The organism is Enterovirga sp. (genome assembly GCF_035325185.1).
In the GTDB taxonomy this organism is placed as follows: Bacteria; Pseudomonadota; Alphaproteobacteria; order Rhizobiales; family Beijerinckiaceae; genus Enterovirga.
The window spans coordinates 34,561-55,670 of the sequence record NZ_DAOLAJ010000011.1; the positions used below are offsets into that span (position 1 = coordinate 34,561).

Consider the following 21,110-nt stretch of genomic DNA (forward strand, 5'->3'; position numbering starts at 1 on the left):
GGTGTCATGGCGTTTCCCTCGCTGCAAGCGTTCCGGCCCAAGCTGCGGGCGGCCCTCGGCCTCGCGCTCCTTGCCGCCACCCTCGCCGGCTGCCAGTCGCGCGATCCCTCGACGACGGGGTCGATCTCCTTCGGCGCCCCGTCCGGCTCCGAGGCCGACCTGCGGAGAATGGCGGAGGAGATGGGGCCGCGCGTACAGGCCAATCCCGGCAATCCCCAGGCCGCGCTGGACTATGCCCGCGTGCTCCGCGCGCTCGGGCGAACCTCCGAGGCCGTCGCGGTGCTCCAGCAGGCGGCCCTGCGCAACCCGAACCATCTCGAACTCCTGGCCGCCTACGGCAAGGTCCTGGCCGATACGGGCCGCTACCGGGAGGCGGCCACCGTCCTCGCCAACGCCCATCGCCCCGAGCGGCCCGATTGGCGCATCCTCTCCACCCAGGGCGTGGTCGCCGACCAGCTCGGCGATTTCGAGGGCGCCCAGCGCTTCTATTCCGCCGCCCTCAAGATCGTGCCGGGCGAGCCCTCGGTGCTGGCCAACCAAGGATTGTCCTTCGCGCTGGCCAAGCGCCTCGACGAGGCCGAGCGCATCCTGACGATCGCCGCCCAGCATCCGCGCGCAGATGCCCGCGTCCGGCGCAACCTCGCCCTCGTCCTCGGGCTGCGCGGACGCCTCCCAGAGGCCGAGGCGATGCTGCGCCGCGACCTGCCTCCGCAACAGGCCGAGGAAGCGATGGCCGGCATCCGCGGCATGGTCCGCCAGAACAACAGCTGGGGCGCGATCAAGCAGGCGGACAGAGCCCATCCGGCGGCAGGCAAGCCGGACGCCCGGCGCCCGGCCACCCGCAGCGCCGGGCTTTAGATTGCGCTCCCCGCCGGGCGGGGCTACCGCTGAAGGGGTCCCGGAGGACCCCATGCTCGATATCCATGCCAAGGGCGTCTATGTCATCGCCCCCACTCCCTTCCATCCCGACGGCCGCGTCGACGAGGCGTCGATCGACGGCATGGTGGATGCCTATGCGGCAGCCGGGGCCAGCGGCATCACCGTGCTCGGCATCATGGGAGAGGCGCCCAAGCTCGAGGCGAAGGAAGCGCTCGACATCGCCACCCGCGTCATCCGCCGCGCGGGGAACATGAAGGTCGTGGTCGGCGTCTCGGCCGCCGGCTTCGCCGCGATGCGCGCGCTCTCGCGTGGCGTGATGGAGGCCGGCGCGGCCGGGGTCATGATCGCCCCTCCCCCGAGCCTCAGGACGGACGACCAGATCGTGGCCTATTTCAGCCAGGCCGCCGAGGCGATCGGCCCGCAAACCCCCTGGGTGCTCCAGGATTATCCGCTGACGCTCGGCGTGGTCATGACGCCCGGCGTGATCCGGCGAATCATCACCGAGAACCCCTCCTGCGTCATGCTCAAGCACGAGGACTGGCCGGGCCTCGACAAGATCTCGGCCTTGCGCCGGTTCGAGAAGGACGGCATGCGCCGCGTCTCGATCCTGACCGGCAACGGCGCGCTGTTCCTGGATTTCGAGATGGAGCGCGGCGCGGACGGCGCCATGACCGGCTATTGCTTCCCGGACATGCTGGTCGACCTCGTCAACCTGTCCGCGCAGGGCAAGCGGGACGAGGCGCACGACCTCTTCGACGCCCACCTGCCGCTGATCCGCTACGAGCAGCAGCAGGGCGTCGGCCTCGCGGTGCGCAAATACGTGCTGATGCGGCGGGGCATCATCGCCTCCGACGCGCAGAGGAAGCCGGGCGCCGCCCTCTCGGCCGAATCCAGGAAGGAGGTCGATTACCTCCTCTCCCGCCTCGCCCGCTTCGACCGGCGCGCGCAGAAGCTCGCCGCCTGAAGGGGGAGGCGCAGGGGGAGCGGGGAGCCTCATCCGCTTGCGTCCTTGGCCGGCCGGGATCATGCTGCGCCAAATCCGGAGCGGGTGCTCCGGGACGAAACCCCAGAGGACGGGAGGATGCGATGCTCGGCAGGCGCGATCTCATCAAGGGCGGCCTCGGGGCTCTCGCCTTGGGAGCAGGCGGCGTCCGGCGGGCGCTTGCCGGGGAGAAGACGGTCACCCTCCCCTTCGCCGGCGGCGATCGGCCTCTTGTCCAATATCCCGGCAAGCGCCCGCTGATCCGGCTCACCAGCCGCCCGCCGCAGCTCGAGACGCCGTTCGAGATCTTCGACGGCAACGTCATCACGCCGAACGACGCCTTCTTCGTTCGCTACCACCTCGCCGACATTCCGCTCGAGATCGATCCCGACACCTATCGGATCGAGGTGAAGGGCAAGGTCGACAAACCCCTGTCGCTCTCGCTCCAGGAGCTGAAGACCTCCTTCGAGGCGGCCGAGATCGTGGCGGTGAACCAGTGCTCCGGCAATTCCCGCGGCTTCTTCGAGCCGCGGGTCGGCGGCGGCCAGCTCGCGCACGGGGCCATGGGCAATGCGCGCTGGAAGGGCGTGCCGCTCAAGGCGGTGCTCGACCGCGCCGGAGTCCAGGCCGGGGCCGTGCAGGTCTCCTTCAACGGGCTCGACGGGCCGGTCATCCCCGAGACGCCGGATTTCGTGAAGGCCCTCGACATCGACCATGCCCGCGACGGCGAGGTCATGCTCGCCTATGCGATGAACGGGGAGGACCTGCCCTGGCTGAACGGCTTTCCCGTCCGCCTCGTCGTGCCGGGCTATTACGGGACCTACTGGGTCAAGCATCTGAGCGAGATCACCGTGCTCGACCGCCCGCTCGCCAATTTCTGGATGGCGACGGCTTACCGCATCCCGGACAATGCCTGCTCCTGCACCGAGCCCGGCCAGGCACCGAAGAAGACCGTGCCGATCGGCCGGTTCACCATCCGCTCCTTCATCACCAATGTCGCCGAGGGGCAGAAGCTCCCGGCGGGCGAGACGACCCTGCGCGGCATCGCCTTCGACGGCGGCCACGGCATCACCGAGGTCTCCGTCTCGACGGATGGCGGCCGAAACTGGAAAGCGGCATCCCTCGGCGAGGATCTCGGCAAATATTCGTTCCGGTCCTGGTCGCTTCCCGTCACCCTCGCCCATGGCGAGCACCGGCTCCAGGCGCGCGCGATCAACCGGATCGGGCAGTCGCAGCCGTCCAAGCCCCTCTGGAACCCCGCCGGCTATTTGCGGAACGTCGTCGAGACCGTCCGCGTCGAGGCGATGTGAGGGAGGCTCCGATGACCATGCGCAAGGCGGCGATCCTCATCGCCACGATCCTGGCCGGAGGGAGCGTCGGCTCCGCGCTCGCCAAGCCCCTCACCTACGTGCTGCCGGACGAGACTGCCGAGCTGCGCCCCGCCAAGCATCCCGGCTTCGAGGCCGCGCAGAACAACTGCCTGGCCTGCCACTCGGCGGACTACGTCCTGACCCAGCCGCCCAAGAGCGGCCCGGGCTTCTGGCAGGCCACCGTCACCAAGATGGTCAAGGTCTATCGCGCACCGATCGACGAGGCGGATGCCAAGGCGATCTCGGATTATCTCGCCCAGACCTATTGACGCCAGCGAGACCCGGGGGATGTGGCCGCGGGAGGCCCCGCGGCCCTGGTCCCCGGCGAGCCCTCAGCCCTTCAGCTTGGCGTTGCAGGCGGAATAATAGCCGCCGCCTTTCTGGATCCATTTCACGTCGCCAAGCGTGCCGGCGGCCTTGGCGGCGTTATAGGCGTCGAGGCAGGTATGCATGCGCGCCTTGCCGGGCGTCTCCTTGGCGTATTTCGGATCGACCGCGGCCGGATAGGAGACCGAGCCGGCGGCGGGGGCGGCGGCGGATTTCGCAGCCGGCGCGGGAGTGGCGGCCGCGGGAGCGCTCGCCGGAGCGGCCCCGGGCGCCGCGCTCGCCTCCGTGCCGCATTGGGCCTTGCGGAAATCGCTCCAGCTCAGCGTTCCGCCGGCCTTCTTCGCTTCCTGATATTTCGCCGAGCATTCCTTCATGGACAGGGCGTGGGCGGGTCCGGCGCCCGCGGCGCCCAGCGCCAACAAACCGAGAACCAGATGAACGTGTCGCATGTTCGTCTCCTGGAGACCTGCGGGTCGCCCTTCCCTAGGAAGGCGAAGGCAGACTGAAGCCTTGCTGAACGCCCGACGCAAGACGTCCGGGGGCGGGACCACGTCTGGCACGCTTGCTGCTTCGATCCGGCACAGGGCGCAGCCCAGCCCCCCCGGACGCTCCCATGCTGCGTCGCCCCGACGAGGAGAAACATCGATGCCGGCCGCCTCGATCACGGCTGCGGCTCCCGCAGCAAAAAGCGTGACCCCGATCCATAAATCCCTTTTCGCGCAGGTCGTTTTCGCTCTGGCCCTGGGCATCGTGCTGGGACTCGTCGCTCCCGACTTCGCGCAAAGCCTCAAGGTGCTGAGCGACGCCTTTCTCAAGCTGATCTCGATGATTGTCGCGCCCATCGTGTTCTGCGTCGTCGTGCACGGCATCGCGGGAGCGGGAGACCTGCGGAAGGTCGGGCGCGTCGGGGTCAAGGCGCTCGTCTATTTCGAGGTGATGACGACGCTCGCGCTGGCGCTCGGCCTGATCCTGGCCTATCTCGCCGGCCCCGGCCACGGGATGAACATCGACCCCTCGAAGCTCGACGGCAAGGCGATCCAGACCGCCACCGCGAATGCCCACAGCCTCCAGGGCGGCGGCCTCTCGGGCTTCCTGCTGAACATCATCCCCACCACCTCCTTCGATGCGCTGGCGCGCAACGACGTCCTGCAAGTCCTCTTCTTCGCCGTCCTGTTCGGGGTCTCTCTCGCCCTCTTCGGCGGCCCGCAGGGGCAGAAGGTCACGGAGATGATCGAGGCCGTCTCCGGCGTCCTGTTCAAGGCGATGGGGCTCATCGTGCGCGTCGCCCCGCTCGGCGTGCTGGGGGCGGTCGCCTATACGGTGGCACGCTACGGCGTCGGCTCGCTCAAGCAGCTCGTCTCGCTCGTCGTGCTGTTCTACGTCGCCGTCATCCTCTTCGTCGTGGTCGTGCTCGGCGCGACCTTGCGCCTGGCGGGACTGAACATCTTCAAGTTCCTCGCCTATCTGCGCGAGGAACTCACCATCGTGCTGGCCACGGCCTCCTCCGACGCCGTTCTGCCGCAGGTCATGCGCAAGCTCGAATATCTCGGGGTGAAGAAATCGACCGTCGGCCTCGTCGTGCCGACCGGCTATTCCTTCAATCTCGACGCCTTCTCCATCTACCTGACCCTCGCGGTCGTCTTCATCGCCCAGGCGACCAACACGCCGCTCTCCTTCGGCGATCTGCTTCTCGTGCTCGGGATCTCGCTCATCACGTCGAAGGGGGCGCACGGCGTTCCGGGGTCGGCCATCGTCATCCTGGCGGCGACGCTGAACGCCGTGCCGGCCATCCCGGCGATCGGGCTGGTCCTGGTCCTGTCGGTCGACTGGTTCATCGGGATGGCGCGCGCGCTCGGCAACCTCATCGGCAATTGCGTGGCGACCGTCGTCATCGCGGCCTGGGAAGGCGACCTCGACAGGGCGCGGGCGCTGGAGGTCCTCGACCAGCCCGCCCCGGACATGGCGGCGATCACCGACGCCGCGGCGCCGCGGGCGGCGTAGGTGGCGCTTCCGGCGCCTCGCCAACAAAAAGGCCGCCCCCCCGGGGGGCGGCCTTTTCTTCATGTCTTCTTGCGGGAGCCGCGGCTCAGCGCGAATAGAACTCGATGACGAGGTTCGGCTCCATCTGAACCGGATAGGGCACCTCGCCGAGGGTCGGGATGCGGTTGTAGGTGGCGGTCATCTTGGACGGGTCGACCACGATGTAGTCCGGCACGTCGCGCTCGGCGAGCGACTGGGCGACGACCACCAGCTCGAGCTGCTTGGAGCCTTCCTTGACCTCGATCACGTCGCCGGCCTTCACGAGGAAGGAGGGAACGTTGACACGCACGCCATTCACCTTGATGTGGCCGTGATTCACGAACTGGCGCGCCGCGAAGACGGTCGGCACGAACTTGGCGCGATAGACGACGGCGTCGAGGCGCCGCTCGAGCAGGCCGATCAGGTTCTCGCCCGAATCGCCCTTCATGCGGATCGCCTCCGCATAGTAGCGGCGGAACTGCTTCTCGGTGATCGAGCCGTAATAGCCCTTGAGCTTCTGCTTGGCGCGCAATTGCGTGCCGAAGTCGCTCATCTTGCCCTTGCGGCGCTGGCCGTGCTGGCCGGGGCCGTATTCGCGCTTGTTGACGGGGCTCTTCGGGCGGCCCCAGATGTTCTGGCCCATGCGGCGGTCGAGCTTGTGCTTCGCCGTGATGCGCTTCGACATTCGCGTATCCTCTCAATGGCGCCCGCGCGGGCGGGCAGGATCGCGCCCTCCTTTCCCTCCCCTTGCGGGGCGGGCGACAGGACCGGCTTTCGAGGCCGGCCCGCGGGTCGCGTGAAACAAGACGCGCGGCCGAGGGGCCGCGCGCTGCCGGCTCTCTAGGCGGCCCCGGCGCCAAGGTCAATGGCCGGAGACGCCCGAAAGGACTGCTCTCAGGCGACCGGCGGGGTTCGGAAGGTCCACATCTTGTGGGCGCCGAAGCTCCAGAACAGGACGAGGCCCGACGTCGCGAGCTGGGCCAGGAGATAGGGCGTGCCGAAGCTCCGCACCAGGAGCGCCATCAAGCCCCAGGTGAGGCCCATCCCGACCAGCCAGACGACGAGAAAGCGCCAGGTCGCCTGAACATGAGGCCGGTCGCTGGCATAGGTCACGCGGCGATGCAGCAGATAGGAGGCGATGCCGCCCACGACATAGCCGACGAGCGTCGCCCGCACCGGGTCCGCCCGCCACCCCTCCACCAGCGCGACGAGGATGGCGTAATGCGTCGCCGTCACCACGATGCCGACGAGGAAGAAGGTGCCGAACTGGCGGCCGAGGCGCGCGAGGCGGCGCATCCTCAGCCCTGCATCCAGCCGGCGACGCGGCGCGAGGCGAGGCGAGGCAGGAGCTTCGAAGCGATGCCGATCAGGTGGTTGCGCCCGCCGGTCACGACCACCGCCCTCCCCTTCTCGTATCCGTCGAGGCCGAGCCGGGCGACCTCGGCGGCCGACATCGAGCCGGTCGAGAACATCTTCGACTTCTCGACATTTGCCCGCAGGGTGAATTCCGTCGCCGTCGGGCCGGGGCAGACGACCGTGACGACGACGCCGTGGCGCCGCGCCTCCTCGTGCAGAGCCTCCGACAGGGACACGACATAGGCTTTCGTCGCCGCATAGACGGCCATGAACGGGATCGCCTGATAGGCCGCCATGGAGGCGACGTTGACGATCCCGCCGCGCCGGCGCTCGATCATGCCCGGGAGCACGAGCCGGCAGAGCCGGGTGAGCGTCGTCACGTTCAATTCCACCATCGCCACCTGGTCCTCGTAGGACATGGTGGCGAAGCGGCCGCGCAGGCCGAAGCCGGCATTGTTGACCAGCGTCTCGGGCACGATGCCGCGCGCCCCCAGCTCCTCGACGAGGCGGAGCGCGCCTTCGGGCCTTTCGAGGTCGAGCGCGACGATCTCGGTCGCGACCTTCGGGGCGAGTTCGGCGGCGAGGGCGCGCAGGCGCTCCTCGCGCCGCGCCACGAGGACGAGCGGGCGCCCGCGTTCGGCTGCGATCCGGGCCATCTCGGCCCCGATCCCGCTCGAAGCGCCCGTGATCACCATCCAGCGCGGATCGGCCATGGAGGACAGGGCCGCTAGGCCCCCAGCTCCTGGCGGACGAGCGAGACCCAGTAGCCGACGCCGAGGGGGATGATGTCGTCGTTGAAATCGTAATGGGGCGTGTGGACCGCGTGGAAGGAGCCGTCCTCCTTCACGCCGTTGCCGATGAAGATGAAGGCGCCCGGCCTCGCCTTCAGCATGTCGGCGAAATCCTCGCCTCCCGTGATCGGCTGCGCGTTGTCGTCCACGGCCTCCTCGCCGACGAGGCGGGAGGCCGCGCGGGAGGCGCGGGCGGCATGGTCGGGATCGTTGACGAGCGTATTGGTGTAGCCGCCATATTCCACGCTCGCCGTGCAGTTCTGCGCCGCTGCATGGGCCTGCGCCAGCTCGCCCATCCGGCGGCGGATCAGCTCGCGCACGCTCTCCGAGAAGGTGCGCACCGTGCCGGTGATCACGATCTGCGCGGGCATGACGTTCGGCGAGGCCGGCGAGCCGCCCTGGATCGAGCCGATCGAGATGACGGCCGGATCGATGGCGGGCACGTTGCGCCCGACGACGTTCTGGAGCGCGAGGCAGAAATGGGCCTGGGCGATGGTGACGTCGGTCGCCAGATGCGGCGTCGAGCCGCCATGGCCGCCGGTGCCATGGAAGGTGACGGTGAAGAAATCGACCGCCGCCATCATCGGGCCAGGGCGCAGCCGGAACTGCCCCGCCGGCAGGCCGGGGCCGTTATGCATCCCGTAGACGGCATCGCAGGGGAAGCGCTCGAAGAGGCCGTCCTCCAGCATCTTCACCGCCCCGCCGCGGCCCTCCTCCGCCGGCTGGAAGATGAACTGAACGGTGCCGCCGAAATCGGGCTTCGCCGCGAGCGCCTTGGCCGCCCCGAGCAGCATCGTCGTGTGCCCGTCATGGCCGCAGGCATGCATGGTGCCCGGCACCGTCGAGGCATAGGGCAGGCCCGTCTGCTCGGCGATCGAGAGCGCGTCCATGTCGGCCCGCAGGCCGATCGCCCGGTTGCCGGGCCGGCTGCCCCGGAGCGTGCCGACGACCCCCGTGCCCCCGACCCCTTCGGCGACGTCGAGCCCGGCCGCACGCAGCTCCCGCGCCACGAGGGCCGCCGTGCGCGTCTCCTCCAGCCCCATTTCCGGGTGGGCGTGGATGTCCCGCCGGATCGCGGTCAGCTCGGATGCGAGCGGCTCGATTTCGCTGAGGATGGGATGGGTCATGACGGTCTCCGGGAAAGTGGCTTAGCGCATTTTCGCACGAGGTGGACCCGGCTCATGCGAGGAACCGGGGCCGCGCCGGCGAAAACGTGGAACGCAGGCGTTCATGCCGGCGAGCCTGCCCGCATGCGTCCCAGAACCTCCTGCAGGGCCTCCTCCAGGACATGCGGCGCAAGGTCCTGGATGACCAGCCCCTCCGGCCAGACGAGAAGCGCGCGCAGCCCATGGCCGGGATATATCCGACCAAGGAGGGCAGCGTAGATCGCGACCTGCGCGAGCGCGGCGCGGGGCGGCTTGCCGTCCCTCGGCGGCGCGCCTGTCTTGAAATCGGCCAGGACGACCTGCGAATCGCCGATGGCCAGCCGGTCGATCTGCCCGGATACGGCGCGTTCTTCCCCCGGCTGGCCGATCACACCCGCGACCGCCGCCTCGCCGCGCGAGCCCGGCCCGAAGAGCATCGAGAGGTCGGGATGGGCCAGAAGCGCCAGGGTCTCGGCCGCGATGCGCTCGCGCGCGGCCGGATCGAGCGCGAAGGCGCGGACGGCGAGGAAGCGCGCCGCCGCCTCCGCTCGCGCCGCCTCGGGCCGGCCCGCGAGATGATCGAGGAGGGCGTGGATCAGGATGCCGCGCCGCCGCGCGCGCTCGGCAGGCGCCGGCCGCAGGGCCGGCGCGCGGTCGGCCGCGCCGAGCGCACTGGAAGGGCGCAGGGGCGGCAGCGCCTCCGGCTCCGGCGGGGCGGCCCGGCGCAGCCAATCGGGCGGGACGATCTCAGGCGCGAGGGCCTGCGCGGTCTCGGCCGCCTCGCCCGCCTCCCCGTCCCGGTACAGCTCGGCCGGGCCATAGGACATCTCGACCGGCGTGAGCGCGATCGCCGCCTCCGCGAGGCCGCGCCGCGCCATGGCGCACCAGGCTTCCTCCGGCTCGCCGGCGCGCTGGCCCGTATAGGGCACGAGGACGAGGCGGTCGCGGGCGCGCGTCAGGGCGACATAGAGGAGCCGGTTATGCTCCTCCAGGGCGCGGACGCCCAGCTCCGCGCGCGCCGCGGCGAGGAGGGACGGGTCGTCGTCCTTGCGCGGCGCCCAGACCGGCAGCGGCCCCTCCTCCGTGGAGACTGCGATCAGCCGCGGATCGCGCCCTCCGATCTCGCAGCCGTCGAGCAGCACGACGAGCGGCGCCTCCAGGCCCTTGGCGCCGTGCACGGTCATCACCCGCACCTCGTCGGCGCGGCTTTCGGGATCGCGCTTGACGACGTGCCCGGCGGCCTCGAACCGGGACAGGAAGGCGAGGAGCGAGGGCGCTTCCAGGGCCGTCTCCGCCGCCTGGACCCGGCACAGGAAGGTGTCGATCGCATCCTGCGCCTCGCCCCCGAGCCGGGCGACGAGCCGCCGCCGCCCTCCGCCCGGACCGAGCAGCATCGCATAGAAGCCGAAGGGGCCGTGGCGGCGCGCGGCCTCCCGCCAGCCGCGAAGCGTCTCGAAGGCGGTACGGGCGCGCGGATCGGCCGGGGCCGCCGCTTCGAGCGCCGCTTCGAGGGAGGCGCCCGCCGGCCGGTCGGCCCCGATGCGGACGAGATCGTCGTCGTCGAGCCCGACGAGAGGGGATTTCAGCGCCGCCGCCAAGGCGAGGTCGTGGCCCGGCAGGAGGGCCGCCTGCCCGGCCGCGACGAGGTCGCTCACCGCGATCTGCCGGTTGATGTCGATGCGGTCCGCCCCCGCGACGGGCACCCCGTTCGCCTTCAGCGCCCGGATGACCGCGAAGAAGGCCGGCCCGCGCCGCCGCGCCAGGATCAGGATCTCGCCGGGACGCCAGGGCCGGCCCGTCACCGGGTCGGGGCTCGTGATCCAATGGCGCGCGGCGCAGGCGACGCGCCGCGCCGCCGCGAGCGCCGGCGAGCCCGGATCGGGCAGGTCCACCGGCAGCGACCAGGCATCGGGATCGGCGCCCTTGGGGGCGGGCAGGAGGGTCGGCCAGATCTCGATCTGGCCGGGGGCGCGGGGCCGCGCGCTCTGGTGCACGGTCCCGGTCACGTTGTCCTCGAAGGAGAGGCCGCGGAAGTGGGCCGTCACGCGGAAGGTGGCGTCGACGCCCTTCAGGATCGCCGGGGCCGAGCGGAAGGACAGGCCGAGCCGGATATCGGCGAAGCGCATCCGCGCCGAGCGGTGCAGGCCGAGCCAATGGCGCCGGCTCTCCTCGAACAGGCGCGGATCGGCGCCCTGGAAGGAATAGATCGACTGCTTGGGATCGCCGACGGCGAAGATGGTTCGGGGCCCCCGGCTCGGCCGTCCGGCCCCGGCCGTGAAGTCCTCCGTCAGCCGGCGCAGGATGCGCCATTGCCCGGCATTGGTGTCCTGCGCCTCGTCGACCAGGACATGGTCGATGCCGCGGTCGAGGCGGTAGAGCACCCAGGGCGCCGCGCCGCTTTCGAGGAGCCGGAGGGTGCGCTCGATCAGGTCGGCGAAGTCGAGCGCGCCGAGCCGCCGCTTCAGCGCCTCGTAGCGCCGGCGGATCGCTCCCGCGAGCCGGTAGAGGGCCCCCGTGCGCACCAGCGCCTCGGCCGCGCGCAGGCGCTCCTGCACGAGGACAAGGCGCCCCTGCTCCTCTTCGAGGCGGATCCTGAGGTCCTCGGGCACCTTCTTCGTGGCGAGCCGCGCCGCGGGCTTCCCCTTGTCGGTGAAGAAGATCGACCTGTAATGCTCCGCCCGGCCCTCGAGGCCCGGAGCCACGAGGGCGAGCCGCAAAGCCGCGGCGCGCTCGCGGTTCTGCGCCTGCCCGGTCTCGTCCAACTCGTCGGCGATGGCGGGCCATTCCGCAGGCGGTATGCCGTCCTCGACCATGGCCCGGAGCAGCGCCTCCGGCGTCTCCTCGGGGGAGAGGCCGAAGGCCCGCCGGAGCGCGGCGAGCGCGGCCTCCTGCGCGGCGGGCCCGGAGGGGAGAAGCGGGGAGGCCACTGCCTCGGCGAGAAGCTGGATCAGCCCGTCGCCGGACGCCTCGGAGGCGACGCTGTCCAGCGCCTCGCCGATCCCGGGCGTTCCCGCCGCCTCGACGAGGACCGCGCCCCGCGCCTCGGCCAGGATGTCGGCGGCCTGGGCGTCGTCCAGCACCGCGAAGCGCGCCGGGACGTCGGCCTCGAAGGGCACGAGATGCAGGAGCCGTTCGCAGAAGGCGTGGATGGTCTCGATCTTGAGGCCGCCCGGCGTCTCGACGGCGCGGGCGAAGAGCCGCCGCGCCCGGTCGAGAAGCACGCGCCTCGGCCTCTCGCCGGTCAGCGCCTGGAGGGCGTCGGACAGGGACGAATCGTCGAGCGTCACCCAGTCGCCGAGTGTCTCGAAGACCCGGATCGTCATCTCGGCCGCCGCCGCCTTGGTGAAGGTCAGGCAGAGGATGCGCGAGGGCGGGGAGCCCGCCAGCATCAGGCGGATCACCCGGTCGGTCAGGACCTTGGTCTTGCCCGCTCCCGCATTGGCCGAGACCCAGGCCGAGGAGGCGGGATCGGAGGCGGCGCGCTGGGCGGCGGCGGCATCGGGCGGGACGACGAAACGCTCGTTCACGGCCCGGTTTCCTCATCCTCCCGCAGCGACCATTCGGCCACCCGCGCGAGATGGTCATAGGGCGAATAGGAGAGCGCATATTGCGGATAGGGCCGGGAGAGATAGCCGGCTCCCTCGAGCGCGAAGCGGCGGGCGAGACCGGCGAGGCCCGCCACCTGGGGCCCGGACAGCGCGGCGCGCCAGCCCCCCCCCTTCCGCGGCACGACCCCCCGCGCGAGGAGACGCGCGCGGCCGCCGAGCTTGACGTAATGCAGCCCCGGCGTCTCCGCGGGAGCAGGCACGTCGCGGAATCCGCCCGCGAGCAGCATCGCCGCCTCCAGCGTGAGCTGGGGGGAGAAGCCGGCCGCGACCACGCGGTTCGTCGGCACCCGCCCCGACTTGAAATCGACGATGGCGGCCCCGCCCGCCTCGTCGGCCTCGATGCGGTCGGCCCTCGCCCGAACGGTCAGGACATCCCCCTGCGCGAGCAGAATGTCGAGCCTTCCGTCCCGCTCCAGGAAGCGCCGGCCGAAGATGGCGCGCCGCTCCCTCTCCCAGGCGAGGAGATGGGGCGCGATGCGCTGGAAATCCGGCCACCACAGCGCGTAAAGCTCAGGGTAAGCCTCGGCGAGGCCGCCGAAGCGGTCGGTGCCGCGTTGCAGGAGATCGGCCTCCGCCCGCCCGTCCAGGGCCCCCGGATGGGCGCCGGCGAAGTCCGCCAGGATGCCGTGGAGGATCGTGCCGCGCTCGGCCGGACTCGGCAGCGCGCCGATCGGATCGAGCGGCGACAGGCGCAGGATGCGCCGGGCGAAGATCGCATAGGGGTCGCGGATCAGCGTCTCGACCTCGGTGACGCTGAGGCTGCGCGGGAAGCGCTCCGGTCCTGGCCGGGGCGCGGGGCGCGGGGCCGGCGGCTCGGGCTCGGCGCGGTCGAGTTCGGCGCCGAGGCGCAGATAGAGCCGGCCGCGCTCGCCGAGGGCACGCCAGGCCGAGGGGCCGACGAAGGCGCGCAGCCGCTCCAGGAAGCGCGAGGGGACGGTGGGCTGGCCGTCGCGCTTCCTCGCCCGGGTCAGGATCGCGTCGGGCATGCCGAGGGCCTGCGCGAAATCATGCGCCGTCTGCCCGATCCGCCGCTCGGGCGGCGAGAGGCCGAGCTTCAGCCGCATCGGGCGGTTGAGGAAGGCGTCGTTCTCGGCAGTGGGCGGCCAGATCGATTCGTCGAGCGCGCCCAGCACGACGCGATCGACCTCGAGCAGCCGCGCCTCCAGGAGCCCGAGGATCTTCACGCGGCGATGGCCGGCATGGAGATCGGGCGCAAGGACGCGCTCGCGCGCCAGCGTCGTGAAGAAGGCCGGATATTCGCCGAACCGGCCGCGGATCGCCGCATGGGCGGGCATCAGCGAAAGCTCGTCGAGAAGGCCGAGCACCTCGCCCCAGGAGCGATCCGCCACCTCCTCCTGCGCCCCCGCGACCAAAGCGAGGACCGTCTGCGCATGGGGCGCAGCGAGCGCGACGAGACTCCTTTCGGCTTCGGGAGCGGCATCGGCGAAGCCGTCGAAGGCCGCGACGAGCCGGTCGAGGAGGTCCGCCGCCACGTCCCAATCGGTGGCGGCGAGGTTCTGCCGCGGCAGAGGATCGTGCCGGCTGCCCTTCTCCCGCCGCAGCCTGAGCGCGGCGGCGATGCCGGACAGTCCCGGTCCGGGCGCCGGCCCGCGCAGCACGCCGATCTCCAAAGCCGCCGCGGCCCTCTCGACCTGCGAACGCGGCAGGCCGAGGGTGACCGCAGGATGGGCGAGGAGGGCCAGCATGTCCAGCGGCTCGAAATCGGAGGCGGCAGCTTCCGCTGCGAGGCGGGCGAGGCGGCCGGCCGGGGTCTCGGCGAGGGGGGCGCCCCCCGAATCCTCGATCTCGACGCCCCAGCGCCGCAATTCCACGGCGACGCGCCGCGCGAGCGCCCGGTCGGGCGTGACGAGCGCGGCCGTGCGGCCGGGCTCCTCCAGCGTCTCCCGCAGGGCGAGCGCGATGGCGAGGGCCTCCTCGCGTTCGTCCGCCGCCTCGACCAGCACGAGGCCCTCGCAGCCGGCGGTGGCGGCGATATCGCGCTCGATCGGCGATCGCGACCAGGCTTCCGTGCTCGCAGCCGGCCTCATCACCTCCGACATCATCCGCCGCCGCGCCGCCACGGGATGGATCGGCTCCAGGACCGGACCCAGCATGCGCACATCCGCCCGCCCAATACGGAGCGGACCGGCGAGAAAGCGGCGCATCATGCATTGCGGATGCCCCCAGAGGGGCCCGCTCTCGGGCTCCTCGGTCCCGTCCCGGCCGCCGATCGAGGCCCAGGCTTCCTCGTCCAGTTCGGTATCGAGGCCCGGCAGGACCAGCCCACCATGGGGCAGGCGCGCGATGGCGGCGAGGAGCCGGGCCGTGGCCGGCACCGAGCCCGTCGAGCCGGCCGCGACGATGGGCGCGCGTGGCGCCTTCCGCTCCAGCCTTTCCGCCTCGGCAAGAAGGCCCTCGTGGCGGCACCGGGCCGGATCGGCGGCGCCGCGCTCGGCGAGGATCGCGGGCCAGTTTTCGTACGCAATCCGCACGAAGGACAGGGTCTTGGCGAAATAGGCCGAATGGCCGGTCTCGACGAGGCTTTCCAGTTCGTCCCAATCGACGCCCTCGGTCGCCAGCGAATCCATCAGCGTGGCGAGTTCTGCCGCCAGCGCGACCGCGTCGGCGGCGGCGTCGGGCGGCGCGAGGCGCGTGCCGCCCGTTTCTCGAACGAGGCTCACGGCCCATTTCTGGACGAGCCGGGCGAGGATGAGGCGCCGCTCGCCGGCCGGGATGGGCGGCAGGGCCTGGCCGCCGGGCTCGAAGAGGTCCTCGTCCACATCGCCGAGGGGAACGATCCGCGGCAGCAGCAGCGCGCGGCTGCCGGTCCGCTGCGCGAGATGCGCGGCGAAGGCCCGGCCCGCGCGCCGCGTCGGCAGGTAGATCGTGGCATCGGCGAGCCCGGTCCCCTCGGGCCAGCCTCCGGTCAGCGTGCCGTCGAGCAGCGCCTCGGCGAGGGTGGGCAGAAAGGGCGTGCCGGCCGGGATCGTGAAGACGCGGGGCGCGCGCAAAGGCGAGGAGACCTCATCGGAAGACCCGCGCCGAATCGAGCGGGACCCGAAATGTCTTTAGGTGAGGCGGGCCCTTCCCGTCATCCCGGCCGCTTTCAGGCCGCCGCGCGACGGGCCGCGAGGCGCGCCTCGGCGGCGGGGATGGCCTCGGGCGTGCCGACATGAAGCCATTCGCCGTCGAGGACGAGGCCGAAGAGCCGACCCGCCGCGATGGCGCGATCGAAGATCAGGTTGAGGGAGAAGGCGCCGTCCGGCGTATCGGCGAAGCTCTCCCGCCTGAAGATCCCGACCCCGGCATAGACGAAGGGCGCCCCCTCGCCCGGCGCCCGGCGCGCGAGACGGCCGGCGGCGTCGCGGTGGAAATCGCCCCGCCCGTCATAGCCGAGGCTGTCGCGGGCCGCGAGGAGAAGAAGGCAGTCCATCCCGTCGGGGCGCCAGGCGGCCAGCATGCGGCGGATGTTGCTGTCCCCGCGCTCGGTCCAGAGCGAATCCGAATTCATGGCGAGGAAGGTCTTCCCGAGGAGCGGCAGGGCGCGCTTCACGCCGCCGCCCGTCTCCAGCAGCGCGTCGCGCTCGTCGGAGATCGTGACGACGGGGGATTCGCGGGAAGCGAGGTGCCGCTCGATCTGGTCCGCGAGATGGTGGACGTTGACGACAACCCGCCCGATCCCGGCCTCGCGCAGCCGGCCGAGCGCATGGTCGAGCATGGCCCGCCCGCCGATGCGCACCAGCGGCTTCGGGCAGGTGTCGGTGATGGGCCGCATGCGCTGGCCGAGCCCGGCGGCGAGGACCATGGCGGTGTCGACGGTCACGAATGCGTCTCCGGCTCGGGCGGGGGCGCGGGGGGCGCCGGGAACAGGTCGGGCAGGGCCGCGGCGTACCAGCCCTTCAGCCGGGCCAGGGCCGGGTGCTCGAGGTTGCGCAGCAGATAGGTGGCGACGCGCGGGATGTGCTGCAAATACTGGGGCTTGCCGTCGCGGCGGTCGAGCCGCGCGAAGATGCCGAGGATCTTGGTCGCGCGCTGCGCCGCCATGATGGCGTAATGCGCCGCGAAGCCCGCCATGTCGAAGGCCGGATCGGCCGCCCGCCGCGCGGCGGCATAGGCGCCGAGCAGCCGCAATTCCAGCTCCGGCGGAACCGTCACGCGCGCATCCTGGAGGAGGGAGGCGACATCGTAGGCGGGCGGCCCCATCACCGCATCCTGGAAATCGATGATGCCGATGCGGGCCAGGCCCTGGCGCTCGGGAAGCCAGATCAGGTTGGGCGAATGATAGTCGCGCAGGGTCCAGGTCTGCGGCCCGCCGAGCGGACCGCTCAGCGCCTCGCGCCAGGCATGGCCGAACTCGGACCGGACGGAGCCCGACGCCTCGCGCCCCCGGATATGGGGCAGATACCAGTCGAGCAGGAGATCGATCTCGATCAGCATGGCGTCGAGATCGTAGGGCGGAACGGCGTAGTCGCGTCCCGCCGCGACCGGAAGCGTCGCAGGCAGCGCCTTGGCGTGCAGGGCGGCGAGGCAGCGCGTCGCCTCGGCATAGCGCTCGGGGATGGGGCCGTTCTCGTCCACCACGAGGCCCGGGCCAAGATCCTCGATGAGGAGAAGCCCCGCATCGAGATCCTCCGCCAGGATGCGCGGGGCGCTGAAGCCCTGGGCGAGGAGGCCCCGGTCGATCGCCGCGAAGGCGTGGACGCTCTCGGCGAGCCGCGCGATGGCACTGTAGGGCTTGCCGCGCCGCACCGGCGGGCCGTCGGGACGCGGGGGGGAGATCATCAGGACGGCGGTCTCGCCGTCCGGCTTCTGGAGGCGCTGGTAGAGGCGGGTCGAGGCGTCGCCGCTCATCGGCAGGCGCTTCGCCTCCCGCCAGCCGGCCGCGTCGACGAGGGCTTCGAGCGCCTGCGCCCGCTCGAGGCGCCCCCGCAGGGGCCCCGCGCCCGAGAGCGAGGCGACGCGCCCGCCCGTGCCGGGATCGAGCGCGAGAGAGACGTCGAGGCGGGGGCGGTCGAGCAGATGCGGCGCCCGCTCGGGCCACTCGACCAGGATCGCGGCCTCCTGCTGCATCTCGTCGAGCCCGAGCTCGACCAATTCGCCCTCACCGGCGATGCGGTAGAGATCGGCATGGATCACGCGTCCCTGCGGACCCTCGTAGCTCTGCATCAGCGTGAAGGTCGGGCTCGGCGCCTCGAGGTCGGGATCGCCGAGCCGGGCGCGCAGGATCGCGCGGGCGAGAGAGGTCTTGCCCGCGCCGATCGGCCCGTGCAGGGCGACGAGGTCGCCCGGCTCCAGCTCCGCCCCGATCCGGCCGCCGAGAAGCTCGGTCGCGGCCTCGTCGGGCAGGGGAATTCGCTCGCCCTCGCCGGGGGCGGCCTGCGGCGCCGTCTCGCTCAAGAATCCTCGCCGGAATCGTCGGTGGGGATGGAGGCGGCGAGCTGCGCCGCGCTCCGGCCCTCGATGGGAAAGGTGCAGGTCACGGTCGTCCCCGCGCCGGCCTCGGAGACCAGCTCGACCCGCCCGCCGTGAAGCTCGACGAAGGAGCGCACGATGGAGAGGCCGAGCCCGACGCCGCGATGCTGGGCGCCCTCGGTATGGGTCTCGAAGCGGTTGAACACCCGGTCGATCACGGAAGCCGGAATGCCGCGGCCGTGATCGACGACGCTGACGACGACCGCATCCTCGGTCCTGTGGGCGGCGACGCGGATCGTCTGCCCCGGAAGCGAGAAGCCCGCCGCGTTGGAGAGGAGGTTGTAGAGGACCTGCCGGACGCGCTTGGAATCGCCCGTGAAGGTGCCGGTCGCGGCCGGCACGTCGATTTCGAGGGACAGCTCGTTCTCGACCAGCCGGTCCTTCAGCCCCTCGGCCGCCGCCGTGATGGTGGCGCGGATGTCGACCCGCTCGCGCGCCAGCTCGATCGTCTGCGAATCGATCGAGGCGAGGTCGAGGATGTCGTTGATGATGGCGAGGACGGAGCCCGAGGAGCGCGTGATGTGCCCCGCATATTCGCGCTGGCGCTCGTTGAGCGGGCCGATCGTCTCGGCGCCCAGGAGATCGGCGAAGCCGATGATGTTGGTGAGCGGCGTGCGCAGCTCGTAGGACATATGGTGCACGAACTCGTCGCGCAGGCGCCCGGCCGATTGCAGCGCCTCGTTGCGCTCGCGGAGCGCGCTCTCGACATTCACCTGCGCGGTGACATCGGCGAAGGTAAGCAGCGTCGAGCCGCCCGGCAGGGGCTGGGCCGCCGCGTCGATCACGCGGCCGTCGCTCCCCTTCAGGCGGACCTCGCGCTTCCGGCGCATCTCCTGGTGGCTGGAGACGGCCGCCCGGATCTCCTCCCAGGCCATCTCGTCGGGCGCGTGGATGCGGGCCAGCTCGATCACCCAGTCGATATGGGGATGGGTGTTCAGCGCCTCGGCATGGGCGCGCCAGAGATTGGCGAAGGCGAGGTTGAAGAGCTTCAGCCGCCCGTCCTGCCCGAACAGGGCGACGCCCTCGGCCAGCGTGTCGAGCGTCTCGCCCTGGACGCGAGTGAGGTCGCTCAGCCGCGTCTCGAGGTCGAGCCGGTCGGAGACGTCGTCGTAGAGATAGGTCAGGCCGCCCTGCGGATTCGGATTGGTGACGACGCGGATGGTGCGGCGGTCCGGCAGGTGCCACCAGGTCTCGCTCGATTTCGTGGAGCGGTAGGCTTCGAGCTGCTGCTGGCGCCAGTTGCGGAAATCGGCCTGTTCCGGGAGGGCCTTGGCGGCCCTCAGGCGGTCCAGGACCTCCGCATCGCTCGGGCCCGATTCGAGGAAGGCCGCCGGCAGCTTCCAAAGCTCCCGATAGGCGGCGTTGTGGAAGACGAGCCGCTGGCGCCCGTCGAAGGTCGCGACCGCGATCGGCAATTCGTCCAGGACCCGTGCATGGGCCTCCGCCAGCCGGGCGATCTCCGCCCGCAGCGTCTCCATCTCGGTGACGTCCCGGGCGATGCCGCCCGAGCGCGCCGCCCCGTCCGGCAGAGCGGGAAGCGGCGCCTCGGTCACCGCGAGGGAGCGGCGCGCGCCGGCCATCACCGCCGTCACGCGGTCGCGATAGAGGCGGTTCCGGGCTCGGCAGGAGGCCGCCGCCGCGCGGTCCTTGCTGTCCAGCAACTCGACCGTGGCGGCCCCCGCCTGCGCCTCGCCGCTCTCGACCGCCGCTTTGTAGGCGCGGTTCGTCCAGGAGAGCGCCCCGCTTGCGTCGCGCAGCCATGCCGGTTCCTCGATCGCATCGAGGAGGCCGCGCAAAGCCGCGACTTCCCCGCCCTTTGCCTCCGCCTCGGCGGCGGCGGCGAGATGGGCGGCGCGGTCATCCGAGACGTCGCGCAGGCGCAGCAGCGCGGCGCCGCCCGAGGTGCGGCCCTCGGCATCCACGACGCGGCCCCTGGCGGTGCGCAAGGTCAGCCGGAACGCCTCGCCGCGCTCCCGCAGCCGGCCCAGCGCCGTGTCGATGCGCGCGGCATCCTCGGGCGCGAGCCACGAGCCGAAGGCAAGGACGCGGCGCGAATTGACGCCCTGGTCGACAACGGTCGGATCGCCCTCGATCACCGGCTCCTCGCCGCCGCCGTTCCAGCGCACGAGAAGCTGGCGCTCGGAATCGAGCAGGATCCGGGTGCGCTCCTCGAGATCCCGGAGCCGGGCCGTCTTGCGCGAGAGTTCCGCCTCGATCCCGTCGCGCCGGCGGCGGTCGCGCACGGATTGGAGAGCGAGGGTGGTCGAGAACACCAGAAGCCCGACGATGATCGCGGAGACGAAGGCGCTCTGGAGCGTCAGGGGAGCGAGCAGCGGGCCGCTCCCGGCCAAAGCCGCGCCCGGAGCGCAGAGGGCCGCGCCCGCGATCCCGAGGCGCGGGAAGCCGGGACCTGCGAAGGCGCGCGGCGGGGCGGATTCCGCGCGGGGCGCGTCTGAGAAGGGGTCCCGGATGGTCGTGCGGCTCATCACGGCTGTTCGCTTGCGGGTTGCGCGAGGGCGGACACTCACAACCGCACCGCACGATTCGCTTCACTGTAATGTGCCGCAGAGTCGGGATGAAAGTGGTTAACGGAGCATTGCCGAGGACGATGAATCGTCCCCGGCCGGCGTGGCCCGGCGGCCACAGGTCTCGATTCGTTCAGGTCAATAGCGATAGTGATCCGGCTTGAAGGGCCCGGTCTCGGCGACGCCGATATAGGTCGCCTGGTCGGGCCGCAGCTTCGTCAGCTTCGCGCCGACCTTGTCGAGATGGAGGGCGGCCACCTTCTCGTCGAGGTGCTTGGGCAGCGTGTAGACCTTCTTCTCGTACTTGCCCGGATTGCTGAACAGCTCGATCTGGGCCAGCGTCTGGTTGGTGAAGGAGGCCGACATCACGAAGGAGGGATGCCCCATCGCGTTGCCGAGATTCACGAGCCGGCCTTCCGAGAGCAGGATCATGCGCTTGCCGTCGGGGAAGGTGATCTCGTCCACCTGCGGCTTGACGTTGTCCCACTTGAAGTTCTTCAGGCTCGCGACCTGAATCTCGTTGTCGAAATGGCCGATGTTGCAGACGATGGCCCGGTCCTTCATCGCCCGCATGTGCTCGATCGTGATGACGTCCTTGTTGCCGGTCGCGGTGACGAAGATGTCGGCGCGCGGGGC

At 71.3% G+C, this 21,110-nt stretch carries 16 protein-coding genes; 5 read left to right on the plus strand and 11 right to left on the minus strand.

The features are described from left to right. Positions 1-6 precede the first annotated feature (6 nt). The 4 genes from PKD06_RS03975 to PKD06_RS03990 all read left to right on the plus strand — a co-directional run bounded on the left by PKD06_RS03975 (position 7) and on the right by PKD06_RS03990 (position 3,500). Positions 7-858, plus strand: a complete 852-nt coding sequence (locus PKD06_RS03975; protein WP_324377813.1) for a tetratricopeptide repeat protein — start codon at positions 7-9, stop codon at positions 856-858. A gap of 52 nt (positions 859-910) precedes the next feature. After that, entirely contained in the window at positions 911-1,843 is a 933-nt protein-coding gene (locus PKD06_RS03980) for a dihydrodipicolinate synthase family protein (protein ID WP_324377815.1), read from the plus strand. A gap of 122 nt (positions 1,844-1,965) precedes the next feature. Continuing rightward, positions 1,966-3,171 (plus strand): molybdopterin-dependent oxidoreductase, encoded by a 1,206-nt coding sequence (locus tag PKD06_RS03985; RefSeq protein ID WP_324377817.1) that lies wholly within the window; start codon positions 1,966-1,968, stop codon positions 3,169-3,171. Positions 3,172-3,188: 17 nt separating this feature from the next. Continuing rightward, the gene (locus tag PKD06_RS03990) at positions 3,189-3,500 is read left to right on the plus strand and encodes a cytochrome c (protein ID WP_324377845.1); all 312 of its coding nucleotides are present in this window, start codon (positions 3,189-3,191) and stop codon (positions 3,498-3,500) included. Between the two features lie 63 nt (positions 3,501-3,563). Here the strand turns inward: PKD06_RS03990 and PKD06_RS03995 are convergent, their stop codons facing one another. Next, positions 3,564-4,007: a hypothetical protein gene (locus PKD06_RS03995; RefSeq protein WP_324377819.1), complete on the minus strand. Its 444-nt coding sequence runs from the start codon at positions 4,005-4,007 to the stop codon at positions 3,564-3,566. Between the two features lie 196 nt (positions 4,008-4,203). On the opposite strand from PKD06_RS03995, the gene dctA reads away from it, so the two are divergent. After that, complete coding sequence (gene dctA / locus PKD06_RS04000; RefSeq protein WP_324377821.1) at positions 4,204-5,559, plus strand: C4-dicarboxylate transporter DctA; 1,356 nt, start codon at positions 4,204-4,206, stop codon at positions 5,557-5,559. A gap of 85 nt (positions 5,560-5,644) precedes the next feature. Here the strand turns inward: dctA and rpsD are convergent, their stop codons facing one another. From rpsD to PKD06_RS04050, 10 genes are all read right to left on the minus strand, one after another. Further along, positions 5,645-6,262, minus strand: coding sequence for a 30S ribosomal protein S4 (gene rpsD, locus PKD06_RS04005; RefSeq protein ID WP_324377824.1), 618 nt, complete (start codon positions 6,260-6,262; stop codon positions 5,645-5,647). A 209-nt stretch (positions 6,263-6,471) separates the two neighbouring features. Then, complete coding sequence (locus PKD06_RS04010; RefSeq protein WP_324377826.1) at positions 6,472-6,873, minus strand: GtrA family protein; 402 nt, start codon at positions 6,871-6,873, stop codon at positions 6,472-6,474. Between the two features lie 2 nt (positions 6,874-6,875). Then, positions 6,876-7,646 (minus strand): SDR family oxidoreductase, encoded by a 771-nt coding sequence (locus PKD06_RS04015; RefSeq protein WP_324377828.1) that lies wholly within the window; start codon positions 7,644-7,646, stop codon positions 6,876-6,878. 14 nt (positions 7,647-7,660) lie between these two features. Continuing rightward, entirely contained in the window at positions 7,661-8,851 is a 1,191-nt protein-coding gene (locus tag PKD06_RS04020) for an amidohydrolase (RefSeq protein WP_324377830.1), read from the minus strand. A 101-nt stretch (positions 8,852-8,952) separates the two neighbouring features. Beyond that, positions 8,953-12,396 carry a double-strand break repair helicase AddA gene (gene addA / locus PKD06_RS04025; RefSeq protein WP_324377832.1) on the minus strand — a complete coding sequence of 1,148 codons (3,444 nt, stop codon included), beginning with the start codon at positions 12,394-12,396 and terminating at the stop codon, positions 8,953-8,955. Beyond that, positions 12,393-15,488, minus strand: a complete 3,096-nt coding sequence (addB, locus tag PKD06_RS04030; protein ID WP_324377833.1) for a double-strand break repair protein AddB — start codon at positions 15,486-15,488, stop codon at positions 12,393-12,395. Before addB ends, addA begins: the two co-directional genes overlap by 4 nt. Before the next feature lie 95 nt (positions 15,489-15,583). Then, complete coding sequence (locus PKD06_RS04035) at positions 15,584-16,282, minus strand: nucleotidyltransferase family protein (RefSeq protein WP_324377847.1); 699 nt, start codon at positions 16,280-16,282, stop codon at positions 15,584-15,586. Positions 16,283-16,296: 14 nt separating this feature from the next. Next, a complete protein-coding gene (gene tsaE, locus PKD06_RS04040) occupies positions 16,297-17,874 on the minus strand; it encodes a tRNA (adenosine(37)-N6)-threonylcarbamoyltransferase complex ATPase subunit type 1 TsaE (RefSeq protein ID WP_324377835.1) in 1,578 nt (525 codons plus the stop codon). Then, positions 17,871-20,435 (minus strand): PAS-domain containing protein, encoded by a 2,565-nt coding sequence (locus tag PKD06_RS04045; RefSeq protein WP_324377837.1) that lies wholly within the window; start codon positions 20,433-20,435, stop codon positions 17,871-17,873. Before PKD06_RS04045 ends, tsaE begins: the two co-directional genes overlap by 4 nt. Positions 20,436-20,612: 177 nt before the next feature. Next, positions 20,613-21,110: adenosylhomocysteinase (locus tag PKD06_RS04050; protein ID WP_324377839.1), on the minus strand; the 498-nt coding region annotated here is incomplete at its 5' end.

Excerpts from the sequence above, each read along its gene's own strand:
- PKD06_RS04015 (WP_324377828.1), bottom strand. The coding sequence starts at position 7,646 with ATGGCCGATCCGCGCTGGATGGTGATCACGGGCGCTTCGAGCGGGATC.
- PKD06_RS03995 (WP_324377819.1), bottom strand. The coding sequence starts at position 4,007 with ATGCGACACGTTCATCTGGTTCTCGGTTTGTTGGCGCTGGGCGCCGCG.
- PKD06_RS03975 (WP_324377813.1), top strand. The coding sequence starts at position 7 with ATGGCGTTTCCCTCGCTGCAAGCGTTCCGGCCCAAGCTGCGGGCGGCC.
- PKD06_RS03980 (WP_324377815.1), top strand. The coding sequence starts at position 911 with ATGCTCGATATCCATGCCAAGGGCGTCTATGTCATCGCCCCCACTCCC.
- PKD06_RS04045 (WP_324377837.1), bottom strand. The coding sequence starts at position 20,435 with ATGAGCCGCACGACCATCCGGGACCCCTTCTCAGACGCGCCCCGCGCG.
- PKD06_RS03985 (WP_324377817.1), top strand. The coding sequence starts at position 1,966 with ATGCTCGGCAGGCGCGATCTCATCAAGGGCGGCCTCGGGGCTCTCGCC.
- PKD06_RS04035 (WP_324377847.1), bottom strand. The coding sequence starts at position 16,282 with ATGGTCCTCGCCGCCGGGCTCGGCCAGCGCATGCGGCCCATCACCGAC.
- dctA (WP_324377821.1), top strand. The coding sequence starts at position 4,204 with ATGCCGGCCGCCTCGATCACGGCTGCGGCTCCCGCAGCAAAAAGCGTG.
- rpsD (WP_324377824.1), bottom strand. The coding sequence starts at position 6,262 with ATGTCGAAGCGCATCACGGCGAAGCACAAGCTCGACCGCCGCATGGGC.
- PKD06_RS03990 (WP_324377845.1), top strand. The coding sequence starts at position 3,189 with ATGCGCAAGGCGGCGATCCTCATCGCCACGATCCTGGCCGGAGGGAGC.
- PKD06_RS04020 (WP_324377830.1), bottom strand. The coding sequence starts at position 8,851 with ATGACCCATCCCATCCTCAGCGAAATCGAGCCGCTCGCATCCGAGCTG.
- PKD06_RS04010 (WP_324377826.1), bottom strand. The coding sequence starts at position 6,873 with ATGCGCCGCCTCGCGCGCCTCGGCCGCCAGTTCGGCACCTTCTTCCTC.